Here is a 15660-nt window from a genome sequence, read left to right on the forward strand (position 1 = left end):
CGTTCAGCCTCGTTGCCGGCTGGTCGCATCTCCCGTCATGCCCATTCCCTCCCCCTTGCTTCCCCTGTTCTCGATCATAAGTCCACCCCTGTAGGGCTGTTGGGCCGGCGACGGCGTCCTTCGGGTGCAGTGCGACGCAACTCTGCGACTGATGGTCACCCGCTTGTGGCTGCGGATCGCCTACGCGCTCAGCCTGCCCTGCAAGACCGACGCGAGCCGGCCGGCCCACTGCTCCAGATCGTGTTCCTGGTCCGGCTGGCACAGAACGTCCACCATCACCGCCAGCGGCGCCGTGTCAGACCACCGATTCGGACTACGTGATCCACGCCGCCGCCTGCACCCAGAACGTCCTGGACGCCGTTGCCGCCACGGATCGCGTCCGCCGGACGGTGTTCGTCTCGGGCACGTCGTATGCGATCGTCAGCATCACGGAGGGGGTGGTCCGCTACGTGAAGTGGCTCCGGGACACCTCGGCCGCCGCCCCGGAGTGGCTCCGTCGGGAGCCCACCGCGGTTTAGACGACCGGGGGCCGGCCCAGCCGGGTCAGCCGCCACACCGTCCGCCAGCGCACCGGGCGCCGGGGGCCGCCGCTCGTACGGACGCCTTCGGCGAATCCGGCGAACCAGGGCCGCAGGCCGGCCGGGGAGCGCGTGCGGGCCACGGTCAGCAGCGTCCACACCCCCAGGTAGACCGGCACCAGCGGGGCGGGCAGGTGCCGCTTGGCCAGCCAGACCCGGTTGCGGGCGGTCATCCGGTAGTAGACCGCGTGCCGGGCCGGGGAGGTCTTCGGATGCCGGAGCACCAACTGCGGCTCGTAGAGGATGTCCCAGCCGCGGTCGAGCGCCCGCCAGGCCAGGTCCGTCTCCTCGTGCGTGAAGAAGAAGGCATCCGGCCAGCCCCCGGTCTCCTCCAGCATCGGCATCGACAGGGCGTGCCCGCCGCCCAGGAACGTCGTCACCAGGCCCCGCCGCATCGGGTCACCCGCCCGTAAGCGGGGCACGTGCCGGCGCTGCGTGTAGCCGGTCTCGTCCGCGATCCGGAACGAGACGATGCCCAGCCGGCGGTCCGCCGCGTACAAGTCGGCGATCCGCCGGACGACATCCGCCTCGATCAACAGGCCGTCGTCGTCCAGGTCCACCAGGACATCGACGTCCCCGCACTCCCGCAAGCGGTGCCAGGCGACGTTCCGGCCGCCGGACACCCCCAGGTTCTCCACGAGCTCCACCCCGGTCACGCCCTCGGGCAGGCCCGGCAGTGCCGTCCCGTTCCCGACCACCACGACCCGGGCCGCCGGTTCATCCTGCTTGGCCACCGAGGCCAGCAGGGCCAGCAGCTCGGGCATCCGGTCGCCCCTCGTCAGTACGGCGACACCCACACGCGGCCGGGTCACGACCACCACCACTTCCCTCGGCACCAGGCGGACGGCGAGCGTACCCAACGGCCTCCAGGGATGCCCTGGGGCATGCGATCGACAGGGGAGGCGGGCAGTCTTGCCGACCTGGGGGTCGGGCAGCCCATCGCGGGGATACCGAGAGGGTGAGAGGCGTCGCTGCTTAGGCTGGCGGGGTGACCGAGACTCAGAACCGCAGACCCCTGGCCGTCTTCGACATCGACAACACGCTGGCCGACACCGCGCACCGCCAGCACTTCCTGGAGCGCCGGCCGCGTGACTGGAACGGCTTCTTCGGCGCGGCCCCGGCCGATCCGCCCCTCGCCCGCGGGATCGCGCTCGCGGTGGAGAGCGCGGCCGACTGCGAGGTCGCGTACCTCACCGGTCGCCCGGAGCGGTGCCGTGCGGACACCGAGGAGTGGCTCACCCGGAACGGGTTGCCCGAGGGGCGGCTGTGGATGCGCGGGAACCAGGACCGGCGGCCCGCCCGGACGGCCAAGCTGGAGGTCCTCCGGCGGATCTCGCGGGGCCGGGACGTGCGGATGCTGGTGGACGACGACGAGCTGGTGTGCGAGGCGGCGCGCGCGGCGGGCTTCCGCGTGGTCCTGGCGGACTGGGCGGCGGACGCGCCGGAGCTCAAGGACGCGCAGGAGGGAGAGGGGCGCACCTGAGGGTCCCGCTGCGCCTGGGGGTGGTGGGGGCTTGGGTGCTCCTCGGGCGGCCGGATGGGCTTGGGTGCCCCTCGGACGCGGGCCGGGCGGGGCTTGGGCCCCTCGGAGAGCCCGGCGCTCCGGCCGGGCCCGCAGGGTCCCCTGGGAGCCGCGGGGAGCCCGTAGAGCCGTAGGAGCCCCGCGGGAGTCCCGCAGACCCCCGGGCGTCCGCAGCGCCGCGGGAGCCCGTAGAGCCGCGGGAGACCGCAGGGCCCCGGGAGGCCGGAAAGTCCCGAGGGGCCGGTTTCAGGCCTCGCCGTCGAGGCGGAAACCGACCTTGATTCCCACCTGGTAGTGCGCGATCTCGCCGTTCTCGATGTGGCCCCTGATCTGCACGACTTCAAGCCAATCGAGATTGTGCAGCGTCTCGCCCGCGCGGGCGATGCCGTTGCGGATGGCCTGGTCGATGCCCTCGTGGGACGTGCCCACGATCTCGGTCACCCGGTACGTGTGATTGGACATGGGGGTCTCCCGACACTGGGTGGGCTGTTGCCTTGTTCTACGGTGCCCCAGTAAGTCCGGGTACGCGAACTTTGCGTGAACAATCCATAGCGATACCCCCTTGACCGACCCAATGGTCTATGCCAATTTCAAGCCATCTGAGATCCATCCCCAGAAGGTGACCCTCGTGAAGATGCGCTTCCTTGCCGTGTCCACCGCTCTCGCGGCCGCGGCCGCCCTCACCGGCTGCGGCCTCACCGGGTCGGGCGGAGGTACGCAGAAGGTGACGCTCTGGCTGATGAAGGGCAGCGCCTCCGACGAGTTCATAGGCCAGTTCACCACCACCTTCGAGAAGGAACACCCGGGTGTGGACCTCGAAGTGAAGATCCAGGAGTGGACGGGCATCGGCGACAAGGTCAACGCCGTCTTGTCCGGCAAGAGCGAGGAGAGCGCCGACGTCATCGAGGTCGGCAACACCCAGGTCGCCCAGTACGTCGAGGGCGGCGGCGTCTCCGAACTCACCCTGGAAGCCCTGCGCGAGTGGGACGGCAAGGACTGGCTCAAGGGCCTCTCCGAGCCGGGACGAGTCAACGGCGCCCAGTTCGGCGTCCCGTGGTACGCCGCCAACCGCGTGGTGATCTACAACAAGGACCTGTTCGCGAACGCCGGGGTCAAGGCGCCGATCAAGACCCGCCAGGAATGGATCCAGGCCACGCAGAAGCTCGACAAGGGCAGCCAGCAGGGCATCTACCTCGCCGGGCAGAACTGGTACGTCCTCGCCGGGTTCGTCTGGGACGAGGGCGGCGAGCTCGCCGTCGAGAGCAGCGGTCAGTGGATCGGCACCCTCGACGAGGAGAAGGCCCTGGCGGGCATGGAGTTCTACAAGCAGCTCCAGGCCCTCGGCGACGGCCCCAAGGACGCCGACGAAGAGACGCCCCCGCAGTCCGACGTGTTCGCCCGCGGCGGGATCGCCCAGATCATCGCCCCGCCCGGCCAGGCCGCCGCCATCGAGGCCGCGAACCCGGAGCTCAAGGGCAAGCTCGGCTTCTTCCCGATCCCCGGCAAGACCGCCGACAAGGTGGGCTCCGTCTTCACCGGCGGCTCGGACCTGATCATCCCCGAGAAGACGAAGCAGCGTAAGCACGCCGTCGACGTGATCACGGCCCTGGTCAGCGAGAAGTGGCAGACCGAGCTGGCCCGCACGATGAGCTACGTACCCAACAAGACCACCCTCGCGCACGTGGTCGAGGGCAACGACGGCGCCGCGGCGATGGCTCCCGGCGCCGCTCAGGGCCGCGCCACCCCGAAGTCCCCCCGCTGGGCCGAGGTGGAGGCCGAGAACCCGATCAAGCCGTTCATGACGGCCGTCCTCACCGGCCAGGACCCCCAGCGGGCGGCGAAGGCGGCCTCCGACACCATCAGCAAGGTCCTCAGCTCCGACCGCTGACCTGGGGCGGGCGGGTCGGGCGGGGACGGTGGGGAGGCTGGGGGAAGGCTGGGGGAAGGCCCCCGAGGGGTTCGCCCGCCAAGTTCAGCGTCCGCACATCCAAGGGCCGCGAAGCGGCCATGTCGAATCCAGCCGGTCACGGAAGAAGTAAAGAAGCCAGGCCACACACCTGCCGGCCTGGCTTCCCGTGCCGGACCAGGAGCCGTCATGACCATCGCACCCCTGTCCCCGTCCGTCGTTTCCCCCGCGTCCGTCGTTTCCCCCGCGTCCGCCGTTTCCCCCGCGTCCGCCGTTCCCCCCGCGGCCGGCCTCCTCTCCGGGCCCGGCCGTCCCGCCACCTCCGCTGCCGCCTCCGCCCCCGCCACCTCCGCCCCGGCGGCCGCCCCGCACGCGGCGGACGTCCCCGCGCCCCGCTACGCCGTCCGCCTCGCCCGGAACGAGGACGAGGTGCGCGCCGCCCAGCGGCTGCGCCACCAGGTCTTCGCCGGCGAGCTCGGTGCCCGGCTCGACGGCCCGGAGCCGGGTCTGGACTCCGACGCCTTCGACGCCTACTGCGACCACCTCCTCGTCGTGGACGAGGAGACCGAGCAGGTCGTCGGCACCTACCGGCTGCTGCCCCCCGAACGCGCCGCCGTCGCCGGACGCCTCTACTCCGAGGGTGAGTTCGACCTCTCCGCCCTCGCCCCCATCCGCCCCGACCTCGTCGAGGTGGGCCGCTCGTGCGTCCACCCCGACCACCGCAACGGCGCCGTCATCGCGCTCATCTGGGCCGGCCTCGCCCGCTACATGGACCGCTCCGGGCACAACTGGCTCGCCGGCTGCTGCTCCATACCGCTCTCCGACGGCGGTGTCCTGGCCGCCGCCACCCGGGAGAACGTCCTCACCCGCAGCCTCGCCCCCGTCGAGTACCGGGTCGCCCCGCACCTCCCCTGGAACCCCGAGGGCATCGACTTCCCCGGCCGGATGGAACTGCCCCCACTGCTGCGCGGCTACCTGCGCCTGGGCGCCTGGGTCTGCGGCGAGCCCGCCCTCGACGCCGAGTTCGGCTGCGCCGACCTGTACGTCCTGCTCTCCCTGCGGCGCACCAACCCCCGCTACCTCAAGCACTTCCTCTCGCTCGCCCCGGCCGCATGAGCGCCTGGCTCCCGACCTCGCCCTGTACCCCCGAGGTCTGTGCCGGCCACGAGGGGCGCACCGCGAGCGTGCCGCGCGCCGTACTGCGGCTCGCCGCCGCCATCGCCCTGGTCCTGATCGGCATCCTGGGCGCCCCGCCGCTCCGCCTGCTGCCGGAGCGGCCCCGCCACGTGGTGGTACGGGCCTGGGCGGCCGCTCTGCTGGGCGCCTTGGGCCTGCGCATCACCGTGCACGGAACCGCCGGCCCGGGCGGTGGCCGGCTGATCGTCGCCAACCACATCTCCTGGCTGGACATCCCGCTCGTCGCCGCCGTGCTGCCCTCCCGGATGCTGGCCAAGAGCGACATCCGGAGCTGGCCGGTGCTCGGACCGCTCTCCCGGCAGGCCGGCACCCTCTACATCGAACGCGACCGGCTCCGCACCCTGCCGGCCACCGTCGGCAGCCTCACCCGGGCGCTGCTCACCGGCGACCGCGTCACCGTCTACCCCGAGGGCTCCACCTGGTGCGGGCGCGCCCAAGGCCCGTTCCGCCGGGCCGCGTTCCAGGCCGCGCTGGACGCGCGGGTGCCCGTACAGCCCGTACGGATCAGCTACCTGCTCGATGACGGGAGGCCGGCCGGGGCACCCGCCTTCGTCGGGGACGATCCGCTCACCGCCTCCCTGTGGCGCATCGCGCGCGCCCGCGGGGTACGGGCCGAGGTGTGGCTGCTGCCGCGGATCCCGCCGGGCCGGTACGCGCACCGGCGGGACCTCGCGGCCGCGGCTCAGGCCGCCGTGCTCGCGGAACCGGTACCCGCGTCACGCCCCGCGTCGCTCCCCGCGTCACGACGGGCGCGCTCGCCTCTGCCCGGCGTACCCTCCCAGCCGTCGGCGCCGATGCCGTCCGCCACCGACAGGGACAGGGCGAAGCGGCCCGCCGAATCCGTCCACCAATGGGTCAACTCCAGTCCGGCAGACGCGAGTTCCCTGCGGACTCCCTCCTGACGGAACTTCGCCGAGATCTCCGTCAGGATCTCCTCACCGGCCTCGAAAGGCACCTCCAGATCCAGTGCCCGGACCTTCACCACCAGCTGCTTCCGGGCGCGCAGCCGCATCTCGATCCACTCGTGCTCCCGATTCCACACCGCCGCGTGAGCGAAGTCGGCGGTGTGGAAATCCGCGCCCAACTCCCGGTTCACCACGGCCAGTACGTTCCTGTTGAACTCGCCCGTCACCCCTTGCGCATCGTCGTACGCCGACACCAGGACGGCCGGGTCCTTCACCAGATCCGTCCCCATCAGCAGCGCGTCCCCGGGCGACAGCATCGCCCGTACGTCCGCCAGGAACACCGCCCGCTCCGGCGGCAGCAGGTTCCCGATCGTGCCGCCCAGGAACACCACCAGCCGGGGTCCGGGGGAGTCCGGCAGCCGCAGCGCCCGGGTGAAGTCGGCCAGCAGCGCGTGCACGCGCAGCCCCGGATGCTCGTCCAGCAGCGTTTTCGCCGCCCCGGTCAGCGCGCTCTCGCTCACGTCCACCGGTACGTACGTGTCCAGCGCGGGCAACGCCTCGATCAGGTGCCGGGTCTTCTCCGAGGAGCCCGAACCCAGCTCCACCAAGGTGCGGGCCCCGCTCACCGAGGCGATCTCCCGGGCCCGTTCGAGCAGGATCTCCCGCTCGGCGCGCGTCGGGTAGTACTCGGGCAACCGGGTGATCTCCTCGAAGAGTTCGCTGCCCCGGGCATCGTAGAACCACTTGGGCGGCAGCGACTTGGGAGACCGGGTCAGCCCGACGCGCACATCCGTGCGCAGAGCCGTCTCTGCGGCGTGCTCGTCGAGCGTGCGGGTCAGCTGGAAGTCGTTCACGGGCCTTCGTCTCCCTGGTGCGGTGTGTGCGGTGTGTGCGGTGTGTGCGGTGTGTGCGGTGCGTGCGGTGCGCCGGCGGGGGTCTCCTTCAGGGGGACGAGGTCGACCCGGGTGCGGGTGGCTGTCAGCAGGGTCCGGTCGGGCACCTCGCACCAGCGCGAGTCGTCGTCGTAGGGCTCCGAGGCCACCACCGTGCGCTGCGCCGCCGAGTCGGCCAGGTACCAGAGGGAGTCTCCCCAGGCCGTCGCGGCGATGGCCCGGCCGTCGGTCAGCAGCAGGTTCAGCCGGGAGCCGGGCGTGGCCTCGGCCAGCTCCCGTACCGTCCAGGCCAGCGCCGCACCGAGGTCGGGGTCCGTCCGCAGCCGGTGCAGGACCAGCGCCCAGATCAGCGCCGAATCCGTACGCGCGGCCAGCGACAGCAGCTCCTGGGGCGGCAGACAGGCGGCGACCGGGGCCGCGGCGTCCGGCCAGTCCCGCAGCGACCCGTTGTGGCTGAACAGCCACTGCCCCTCCGCGAACGGGGCCGCCGCGGCCTCCCCGTCCGCCCCGGGGCGCGTGGAGTCCCGTACGGCGGCCAGTACGGCCCCGCTGCGGACCACCCGGGCGAGGTCGCTGAAGGTCAGGTCGCCCCAGATCGGCCCGGACCGGCGGTAGCGGGCGGGGACCGGGTCCCCCTCCGCGTACCAGCCGACGCCGAAGCCGTCGGCGTTGACCGTGCCGGAACGCTGGCGGCGCGGTTCCCACGACTGCCGGACCAGGGAGTGCTCGGGCTCGCTCAGCACCCGGCCGAGGCTCACGGGCGCCCCGAGGTAGGCGAGGTGACGGCACATCAGGCCTGCCCGGCGAAGCCTGCGGGGACGGCGCCGCGCGCGGTCCGGAACCCGGAGAAGATCTGCCGGCGCACCGGCAGGTCCCAGTTGCGGAAGGTGCCCCGGCAGGCCACGGGGTCCACGGCGAAGGAACCGCCGCGCAGCACCTTGTGCTCGGGGCCGAAGAACACCTCCGAGTACTCGCGGTAGGGGAACGCCCGGAAGCCGGGGTACGGGAGGAAGTCCGAAGCCGTCCACTCCCACACGTCGCCGATGAGCTGGCGCACCCCGAGCGGGGAGGCCCCGGCCGGATAGGCGCCCGCCCGGGCCGGCCGCAGGTGGCGCTGGCCGAGATTGGCGTGCGCGGGCGTGGGGTCCGTGTCGCCCCACGGGTAGCGGGTGGAGCGTCCGGCCGCCGGATCGTGCCGGGCGGCCTTCTCCCACTCCGCCTCGGTGGGCAGCCGGCGCCCCGCCCAGCGGGCGTACGCGTCGGCCTCGTACCAGCTCACGTGCAGCACCGGCTCGTCCCCGGGCACCGGCTCCGTGACCCCGAAGCGGCGGCGCAGCCAGGTACCGTCCTCGCGGTGCCAGAACAGCGGGGCCTCGATCCCGTGCCGGCGGATCTCCTCCCAGCCGGCTGTCTCCCACCACCGCTCCTCGCGGTAGCCGCCGTCCGCCATGAACTCCTGGTACGCGGTATTGGTCACCGGAACGGTGTCGATCCAGAACGCCTCGACCTCGCGGACGTGCGCGGGCCGCTCGTTGTCCAGCGACCAGGGCTCCGCCGAGGTGCCCATCGTGAACGGGCCCGCCGGTACGAGAACTTCGGCCGCGGACGGCGGCGGTCCCTGCGGGGGATCCGGGTCCGGTGCCGTCAGCACCGGCGCGCCCTGCCGCAGTTGATGGGTGATCAGCATCGTCTCGTCGTGCTGCTGTTCGTGCTGGGCGATCATCCCGAAGACATAGCCGCCGTCCAGCAGGGCCGTGCCCTCCAGCGGGGTTCGGTCCAGCAGGTCGAAGACCCGGCCGCGCACCTCGGAGGCGTACCGGCGGGCCTCGTCCGGGCTCAGCAGCGGCAGCTTCGGGCGCTCCGCACGGGGATGCTCGAACGCGTCGTAGAGCGGGTCTATCTCGGGGTGCATGGACTCGCGTCCGGCCACGTTGCGCAGCAGCCAGAGCTCCTCCATGTTCCCGATGTGCGCGAGGTCCCAGACCAGTGGAGACATCAGGGGGGAGTGCTGGGCGGTCAGTTCCGCCTCGGTGACGGCATCGGTGAGTCCGGCCGTGCGGACGCGCGCCGCGGTCAGGGCGGCGGCGGCCCGCTCGCGCAGGAGCTCCGGGTCGGCGGTCATGAGCGTGCCTCCTCGCCGGCCGGCTGGGGGTGGGTCTGCTGCGCCCGTTTCTGCGCCCGTGTCTGTGTCCGCGGTTGTTGCGGCGACGTGCGGTCGTCGGCCGGGCAGCGGCCGCGGGACACGTAGCGCTCGGTGAATTCGCATACGGTGTCCGTGACTTGGCTGCCGGCCCCGAGTCGGGGCAGCGCCGAGGCCGCGGCCCGGAAGCAGGCGCGGGCGGCGGAGCGCAGCTCCGGATCGGCCAGCGCGTTGCGGGCGGCGGACCGCCACAGCGGATTGCGCGGCGCGGGCCCGGTGCCATAGGAGTCGGCCAGCCCCTTCGCCACCCGGTAGGCGGTCTCCGCGGCCTCCGGGTCGTCGAACAGGGCGTGCACGACGGCCACCGGGACCAGCCAGCCGTCCTCGCCGGGCTGGGCGTCGATCATCCGCAGCTCCAGATGGCCACGGGGCCGCACCGGCGGGAAGAGCGTGGTCAGGTGGTAGTCCAGATCCGCGGCGGTGGGCGGACGGGGGCCGCCTCCGGAGCGCAGCCAGTCGCGGAAGGTCAGCCCGCGCGGCACCGCCCAGGGCGCGCCGTCCTCGTGCGTCCCGCCGTCCTCACCCGTCCGCACGCACATCACCTCGGTGTCCAGCGCCTGCCGGGCCCACGCGCCGCGCGGCTCCGCCTCCATGGGCGGGGCGAGGGAGCGCCGGGTGTCGAGGTCGCTCCAGATCCCTTGGCGGGCGCACCGCCAGCCGGCGTACGGGCCTTCGTGCGCGGGGGAGTTGGCGAAGGAGGCGACCAGCACCGCGCCGAGGAGGTGGGCGAGGCGCCAGCGCCTGCCATGGCCCAGCGGACCGGGCTCCTCGTGACCGGCGTCCACGCACACCTGGACGGAGGCCGAGGCGCACATCATGGCGCGCCCGGCCGGGCCGGTGCGGTCGAAGTAGGTCTCCATGGCCTCGTACCGCGGGCTGGCCAGCATCCGCCGCAGCGGCCGGCGCGGGTCCTGGCCGAGTCCGCGCAGGACCAGTCCCTGGTCGCGCAGGGCGCCGCGGACGGCGGCCAGATCGGCCTGGAGGCCGTCGACGCAGCCGGTCAGGGAGGTGGCGGGGGCCGAGCTGAGCTCGAGCTGGCCACCGGGCTCGATGGTGACGCCGGAGCTGAGGGGGAGGCCGCGCGCCGCGTCGTGCGCGGCGGCCAGGCGTTCGTGGGAAACGGGCCGACCGGGTCGTTCCGCGTCGAACACCAGCCATTCGAGCTCCGCGCCGAGCAGGCGGGGCGGGCCGGTCTTGAAGCAGATGCCGTGGATCAGCTCCTCGGCGGTGGTTTCGGTCAGTCGGGTGAGTGAGTCCTGGGGCATGACGGGGCCCTCGTCTCGCGTCGTCGGCTGTGACATCACCCGTGCCTACCCGTCCCTCGGGGCACAAATCCATTGCGGGCGCCCTGCCGGAGCGCCGAAGATCACCGTATGAGCGGCAGATTGCGCGAGATCGCGCGGGAGAATGCGGAGATCGTGGCGGCCGGGGGGTACCGGACGCGGTCGGGGCGGCAGGTGTCGCTCGCCGCCGCCGTGGCGGAGGCCAAGGCGGAAACCAGGATATATGGCCCAAACCGGGTCATTCCAGGCGAACCGGCCTCGCAAGGTGCGTACCGGACCGTCGTCGAGGTCACCGGAGAGAGCAGCACGGTCGCCGCCCGTCGGCTCGCCGAGGAGCACCCGGGGACGGTGCGGACGGGTCCGGTGGCCGTACTGAACTTCGCTTCGGCCCGGAATCCCGGGGGCGGCTACGTCCGCGGGGCCAAGGCCCAGGAGGAGGCCCTCTGCCGGGCCTCGGCGCTGTACGAGACCCTCCTGGAGGCCCCGGAGTACTACGAGATCCACCGCGCCGAGGTCAGCACCTTCTACACCGACCGGGTGATTCACTCGCCCGGGGTCCCCGTCTTCCGCGACGACCGGGGCAACCTGCTGGACACCCCGTTCCGGGCCGGATTCCTCACCTCACCGGCCCCGAACGCGGGCACCATCCGCCGCCAGGAGTCGGACCGCGAGCAGGAGATCCCCGCCGCCCTCGTCCGCCGCGCGGAGCTGGTGTTGGAGGTGGCCGCGCTGCACGGGTACTGGGGGCTGGTGCTGGGCGCCTGGGGGTGCGGGGTCTTCCAGAACGACCCCGCCCAGGTGGCGGAGGCCTTCCGGGGGCTGCTGGCGGGGCGGTTCGCCGGTGTGTTCGAACGAGTGGTGTTCGGGGTGCTCGACCGGAAGCCGGAGACTCGGGAGGCGTTCGAGCGGGCGCTGGCGGGCGTTGGGGTGGGTGAGGGGGCCGAGGGGAGCTGAGGGAGCCGGGGGCCCGGGGGAGCCGAGGGGCCCGGCGGACGTTGAGCGGCGCCGGCCGGGATGCGGCCCTGCGGGCCTCGCCCCGGGCAGGGCCGGCTAGGCCGTCTCTTTCGGATCTTGCCTGGCCCGCGCCGCCCGGCACCGCACCTCGCCGCACTGCCGAGGCACCCGAGTACGTCCAGTACGCGGGAGCCCCGGCAGCGTGGCGAGGCACGGCACCGGACGACGCGGGCCTGACCGGCAAGATCCGAAAGAGACGGCCTGACGCCGGCCTCGCCCTGGGGGGCCTGGCCGGCTAGCGCCAGCCGTACCGCTCGCGCAGCCGGTCCACCACGAGCTGGAACCGGCCCCGGTCCAGCGCGCACGCCTCGCGCCGCATGCCGTCCTCGTGGACGCGCAGCACCCGGTCCACGTCCACCCAGGACTCCCGCCCCGCGCTGTCCCACGGTCCGGTCCCGATGGGGACCCACTCCCGGTCGTGGTCGTGCCGCTTGCTGGACAGCTGGACGGCCAGCAGAGTGCCGCCCTCTTCCCGGGCCACGACCAGCACCGGCCGGTCCTTGCCGCGCCCGTCGTTCTCCTCGTACGGAACCCAGGTCCACACGATCTCGCCGGGATCGGGATCCCCGTCGCGATCGGGGGCGTACGAGGTCTGCACCGGCCCGATGGCGTGCGGATCGGCCTCGGCGGTCGCGGTGTACCCGTCACGACCCGGTTGCTCGACGTGACCATTGCTGTGATGGGAAAGTGCCGTCATTCGGGCGAGGTTACCGGGTGGCTGCGCGGGGTGCCGGGACGCCGCCCGGGGGTGTGTGCTCCTTCTCGGCTCGGCGGCTACAGGCCGTCAGGGGAGGCCATGGGTGTGGTCCGCCAGCCGAGTTCGACGGAGCGGCGGCATCTGTCGGACGCGTCGCCGGAGCTCGTGAAGAGTGCGGCCAGCATGGGCACGCCTTGGGCGAGGACTTGGTGCGGCAGCGGGCCCGTTGCGACCAGGGACGCGAGTCCGTGGCCGATCACCCAGCTTTGCGTCGCCAGGGTCAGGGGGTCGATGTCGTCGTGGAAGCGGCCGGCCGTCTTGGCGCGTTCGACGGCGCGGACCAGGCAATGCAGCGTCTCGTCCGCGGCCTTGGCGTCTTCGAGCTCGAAACCGGCGTCGAACATGATCCGGTAGAGGTCGGGGGCGGCGAGGGCGTTGCTCACGTAGGCGGCTCCGAGGGCGGCCAGGTCCCGTACCGGATCCGTGGACATCGCCACCGTGTCGAGCCGGGCGGCCAGGCGTTTGAAGCCTTCCTGGCGCATCGCCGTCCACAGGCCGTCCATGCCCCCGAAGTAGGTGTAGACGGCCATCGTCGATACGCCGGTTCCGGCCACCAGCGAACGGAGCGTGACCGGTTCGCGGGTGCGCAGCATCATCGCGGCTCGCTCGATGAGGAGGGAACGGATCGCCGGGTCCTTGGTTCGCGCCATGTCATTACAATACATAGCAGCGCTATGGTTTGGAGAGGTGCAGGAAGCTGCGCCCCCGACGAACGACAAGGAGCTGTCATGGCCGTGAGGCTGGTCAACCCCAACGGGTTGCCGAAACCCGAGGTATACCGTCAGCTCTCGATCGCCACCGGGTCGAAGTTGGTGTTCCTCGCAGGTCAGGTGGCGCGCGATGCCGACGGGCGTCGTGTCGGTGAGGGGGACTTCGCCGCCCAGGTCGAGCAGTGCTACCTCAACATCGGCACCGCTCTGGCCGAGATCGGCGGATCCTTCGACGACGTGGCGAAGTTGACCGTCTACGTCGTGGACTGGAGCGCCGACAAGATGCCGCTGCTGGGGGAGGGGGTGGCCCGGGCGGCCGCCAAGCTCGGGATCGACCCCGTCAAGCCGATCACGCTGCTGGGTGTCGCGGCGCTGGGGGAACCCGATCTCCTGGTCGAGGTCGAAGCGACGGCCGTTCTCGACTGACGATCGGTAGGCGTCTCGATCGCGCACGGGAACAGCAGCCCGTAGGCCGTCGGGTGCGGTCGATTGCTTTCCCGGTCCCCGTACAGCAGACCGTACGGTCTGCTGTACGGGTCGAACGGCTCAGATCCAGCCCTCCAGCGATGCCATGAAGCCGTCGAAGTCGTCCCGGTGGATGGTGTGGCCGGCGCCGGTGACCGAGCGGACCTCGAAGCCGCGCTCCTTGAGGACCGCCGCGCGCTCCGGTGAGATCAGGAAGCTCGGGTCGGCCAGCTGTACGAGGGACGGGACCACCGGCGCGGCCGGGAGCAGGTCCGCGCCCATCAGCGGGGTCAGGCTCAGCGCGGTCGCCTCGTCCCAGACGGCCAGGGTGGCCAGTTCGATGTCCACGTCGGCCTCTTCCCAGCGCGGGTTCATCGCCTGGACCTGCTCCTTGGGCGCGGACTTGAACTGGGCGAACATCTCGGGGCCGAAGCCCTCGCCGAGCGCCGCCAAGTGCCAGGCGGGGTCGGAGAACACGGCGCGCTTCGGCTTCAGGCGGGCGACGGCGTTCGAGAGGGTCAGGCCGCCGAGGGAGTGGCCGATGGCGAGCTCGGCGCCGGCCGGGAGCGTTTCGACCACGTCGTCGGCGAAGGCCTCCGGGCTGTACTCGCCCCGGCCGCTGGCGCCGTGGCCGCGCAGGTCCACGGCGATGGCGCGGTAGCCGCGCTCCGCGAGGGCGGGGCCGACCCGGCGCCAGGTCCGGTGGTCGGCCATGATCCCGTGGATCAGGAGGGCGATGCGGTCGCCTTCGCCCCAGGTGTGGGTGTGGAGCTGCACGGTGGTGCCTTTCATCGTCGGGGGTGATGCGTCGGAAGAGGGCCGGGAGTGGGTGGGGCGGGGAGCGGGCCGGGCGGGCTGGGTGCCCGCGCCTCCCGCCCAGCGGGCGCCTAGCGGACGCTGCGGATCGGCTTGACCGCCAGGGCGCCTGCCACCGCCAGGGCGGCGGCCGCGATGAACAGGGCCGTGTAGCCGCCGCTCAGGGACACGATCACCGAGGCGATGAAGGGGGCGACGATCTGCGGGCCGGCGTTGGCGATGTTGAGTACGCCCATGTCGCGGGCGGCGTCCTCCGCCTTCGGGAGCACCATCGTCACCAGCGCGGTGTCCACGGCCATGTAGCAGCCGAACGCGAGACCGTTGATCACGGCGAAGGCCAGCATGGCCGTCCAGCTGGTCGACAGGGCCGGGATCAGCAGCGCGATGGCGGACAGCAGGGCGGAGGCGCCGACGAAGAGCTTGCGGCGGTCGTACTTGTCCGAGAGCCAGCCGCCGAGGACGGTGGAGACGACCATCGCCACGCTCGTCAGCGGCATCATGATGGCCACCGCCGCCTCCGGCTTCATGCCCTCGGGCAGCACGGTGTGGTCCTGGAGGATGTACAGCTGGTAGCCGCTCACCGCGAAGTAGCCGAGGACCAGCAGGGCCCGCCCGATGAACGCCCAGCGGAAGTCGTGGTCCTTCAGGGCGCTCGCGAAGGCGGCCAGCTGCGCCTTGACCGGCATGGACGGCTTCGCGGGGCGCCGCTCCTCGCGGGTGCAGGTGGTGAACAGGACGGCGGCGCCCGCGACGAGCGCGCCGAAGATCAGGTATCCGGTGCGGTAGTCGTCCGAGAAGGCCGCGCCGATCAGGGCGCCGATGGTGGAGCCCAGCGGCAGACCGAGGCCGACGGCGGCGGACGCCTTGCCGCGGGCGCTCATGGGCACCCGGTCGGGGACCACCGAGGTGATGGCGGCCTGGTAGATGTTCATCACGGCCTGTCCGAGGCACCAGGCGATGGTGATGAGCAGGATCGTGTCCGCGGCGCCGAGCAGGAACATCGCCGGTATCGCGGCGAGTCCACCGCCCAGGATCCAGGGGTTGCGCCGTCCGCTGCGGTCGGACAGGGCGCCCGCGACCGGGTTGAAGACCGTCGCGAAGATCGCCGAGACCCCTGCGATCAGGCCGAAGTTGGCGACCTTGTTCGCCGCGTCGATGTCTTCGACCTGGAGTGCGAGGAGTACGCCGGCGACGCCGATGTAGAGGGCGTACATGGCGCCGTTGCCGACGAGCAGCAAGGGGAGCAGGCCCCGCGGGGTGGCGGGGGCGTCGGTGGTGGCGGCGGCGGTGCCGGTGCCGGGGGAGGAAAGGGCCACGGTGCCCTCCTGGGCAGTTTGGTGAGGGGCGAGGGGTACGGAGGGGTGCACTGAGGGGTGTGGGGAGGAGTGCGCGCCGCCCTGTCGCGACGGCGGGG

General features: G+C 72.4%; 16 protein-coding genes and 1 pseudogene. 7 read left to right on the forward strand and 10 right to left on the reverse strand.

The window, feature by feature from the left end:
• Window positions 1-317: 317 nt before the first annotated feature.
• Window positions 318-518 (forward strand): hypothetical protein, encoded by a 201-nt coding sequence (locus AC061S_RS27675; protein ID WP_478688601.1) that lies wholly within the window; start codon window positions 318-320, stop codon window positions 516-518.
• On the opposite strand, the gene AC061S_RS27680 is transcribed toward AC061S_RS27675, so the two are convergent.
• Window positions 515-1390 (reverse strand): glycosyltransferase family 2 protein, encoded by an 876-nt coding sequence (locus AC061S_RS27680; protein WP_478688645.1) that lies wholly within the window; start codon window positions 1388-1390, stop codon window positions 515-517. The two genes, AC061S_RS27675 and AC061S_RS27680, sit on opposite strands and share 4 nt — an antisense overlap.
• Window positions 1391-1566: 176 nt before the next feature.
• Between AC061S_RS27680 and AC061S_RS27685 the strand changes: the two genes are divergently transcribed.
• Entirely contained in the window at window positions 1567-2061 is a 495-nt protein-coding gene (locus tag AC061S_RS27685) for a phosphatase domain-containing protein (protein ID WP_478688602.1), read from the forward strand.
• 285 nt (window positions 2062-2346) lie between these two features.
• On the opposite strand, the gene AC061S_RS27690 is transcribed toward AC061S_RS27685, so the two are convergent.
• Window positions 2347-2562, reverse strand: coding sequence for a dodecin (locus tag AC061S_RS27690; protein ID WP_243341332.1), 216 nt, complete (start codon window positions 2560-2562; stop codon window positions 2347-2349).
• 166 nt (window positions 2563-2728) lie between these two features.
• On the opposite strand from AC061S_RS27690, the gene AC061S_RS27695 reads away from it, so the two are divergent.
• The 3 genes and pseudogenes from AC061S_RS27695 to AC061S_RS27705 all read left to right on the forward strand — a co-directional run.
• Window positions 2729-3988 carry an extracellular solute-binding protein gene (locus tag AC061S_RS27695; protein ID WP_478688603.1) on the forward strand — a complete coding sequence of 420 codons (1260 nt, stop codon included), beginning with the start codon at window positions 2729-2731 and terminating at the stop codon, window positions 3986-3988.
• Between the two features lie 207 nt (window positions 3989-4195).
• The gene (locus AC061S_RS27700) at window positions 4196-5122 is read left to right on the forward strand and encodes a GNAT family N-acetyltransferase (RefSeq protein ID WP_478688604.1); all 927 of its coding nucleotides are present in this window, start codon (window positions 4196-4198) and stop codon (window positions 5120-5122) included.
• A pseudogene (locus AC061S_RS27705) lies at window positions 5119-5652 on the forward strand (lysophospholipid acyltransferase family protein); the annotation flags it as partial. The gene AC061S_RS27700 and the pseudogene AC061S_RS27705, both read left to right, overlap by 4 nt.
• A gap of 233 nt (window positions 5653-5885) precedes the next feature.
• Here AC061S_RS27705 and egtD read toward each other — a convergent pair.
• The 4 genes from egtD to egtA are packed head-to-tail and all read right to left on the reverse strand — an operon-like array spanning window position 5886 to window position 10466.
• Window positions 5886-6962, reverse strand: coding sequence for an L-histidine N(alpha)-methyltransferase (egtD, locus tag AC061S_RS27710; protein WP_478688605.1), 1077 nt, complete (start codon window positions 6960-6962; stop codon window positions 5886-5888).
• The gene (egtC, locus tag AC061S_RS27715) at window positions 6959-7792 is read right to left on the reverse strand and encodes an ergothioneine biosynthesis protein EgtC (RefSeq protein WP_478688606.1); all 834 of its coding nucleotides are present in this window, start codon (window positions 7790-7792) and stop codon (window positions 6959-6961) included. The genes egtD and egtC overlap by 4 nt, the downstream gene beginning before the upstream one ends.
• Entirely contained in the window at window positions 7792-9123 is a 1332-nt protein-coding gene (gene egtB / locus AC061S_RS27720) for an ergothioneine biosynthesis protein EgtB (RefSeq protein ID WP_478688607.1), read from the reverse strand. The genes egtC and egtB overlap by 1 nt, the downstream gene beginning before the upstream one ends.
• Window positions 9120-10466: an ergothioneine biosynthesis glutamate--cysteine ligase EgtA gene (gene egtA, locus AC061S_RS27725; RefSeq protein ID WP_478688608.1), complete on the reverse strand. Its 1347-nt coding sequence runs from the start codon at window positions 10464-10466 to the stop codon at window positions 9120-9122. Before egtA ends, egtB begins: the two co-directional genes overlap by 4 nt.
• 108 nt (window positions 10467-10574) lie before the next feature.
• On the opposite strand from egtA, the gene AC061S_RS27730 reads away from it, so the two are divergent.
• Entirely contained in the window at window positions 10575-11438 is an 864-nt protein-coding gene (locus AC061S_RS27730; protein WP_478688609.1) for a TIGR02452 family protein, read from the forward strand.
• A 295-nt stretch (window positions 11439-11733) separates the two neighbouring features.
• Here the strand turns inward: AC061S_RS27730 and AC061S_RS27735 are convergent, their stop codons facing one another.
• Complete coding sequence (locus AC061S_RS27735) at window positions 11734-12195, reverse strand: type II toxin-antitoxin system PemK/MazF family toxin (protein WP_478688610.1); 462 nt, start codon at window positions 12193-12195, stop codon at window positions 11734-11736.
• Between the two features lie 77 nt (window positions 12196-12272).
• Window positions 12273-12905 (reverse strand): TetR/AcrR family transcriptional regulator, encoded by a 633-nt coding sequence (locus AC061S_RS27740; RefSeq protein ID WP_478688611.1) that lies wholly within the window; start codon window positions 12903-12905, stop codon window positions 12273-12275.
• 78 nt (window positions 12906-12983) lie between these two features.
• On the opposite strand from AC061S_RS27740, the gene AC061S_RS27745 reads away from it, so the two are divergent.
• Window positions 12984-13391 (forward strand): RidA family protein, encoded by a 408-nt coding sequence (locus tag AC061S_RS27745; RefSeq protein WP_478688612.1) that lies wholly within the window; start codon window positions 12984-12986, stop codon window positions 13389-13391.
• Window positions 13392-13511: 120 nt separating this feature from the next.
• On the opposite strand, the gene AC061S_RS27750 is transcribed toward AC061S_RS27745, so the two are convergent.
• A complete protein-coding gene (locus tag AC061S_RS27750; protein WP_478688646.1) occupies window positions 13512-14207 on the reverse strand; it encodes an alpha/beta fold hydrolase in 696 nt (231 codons plus the stop codon).
• Between the two features lie 110 nt (window positions 14208-14317).
• Window positions 14318-15562 carry an MFS transporter gene (locus AC061S_RS27755; protein ID WP_478688613.1) on the reverse strand — a complete coding sequence of 415 codons (1245 nt, stop codon included), beginning with the start codon at window positions 15560-15562 and terminating at the stop codon, window positions 14318-14320.
• Between the last annotated feature and the right edge of the window lie 98 nt (window positions 15563-15660).

The sequence above is a fragment of the Streptomyces sp. CA189 genome (assembly GCF_056428985.1).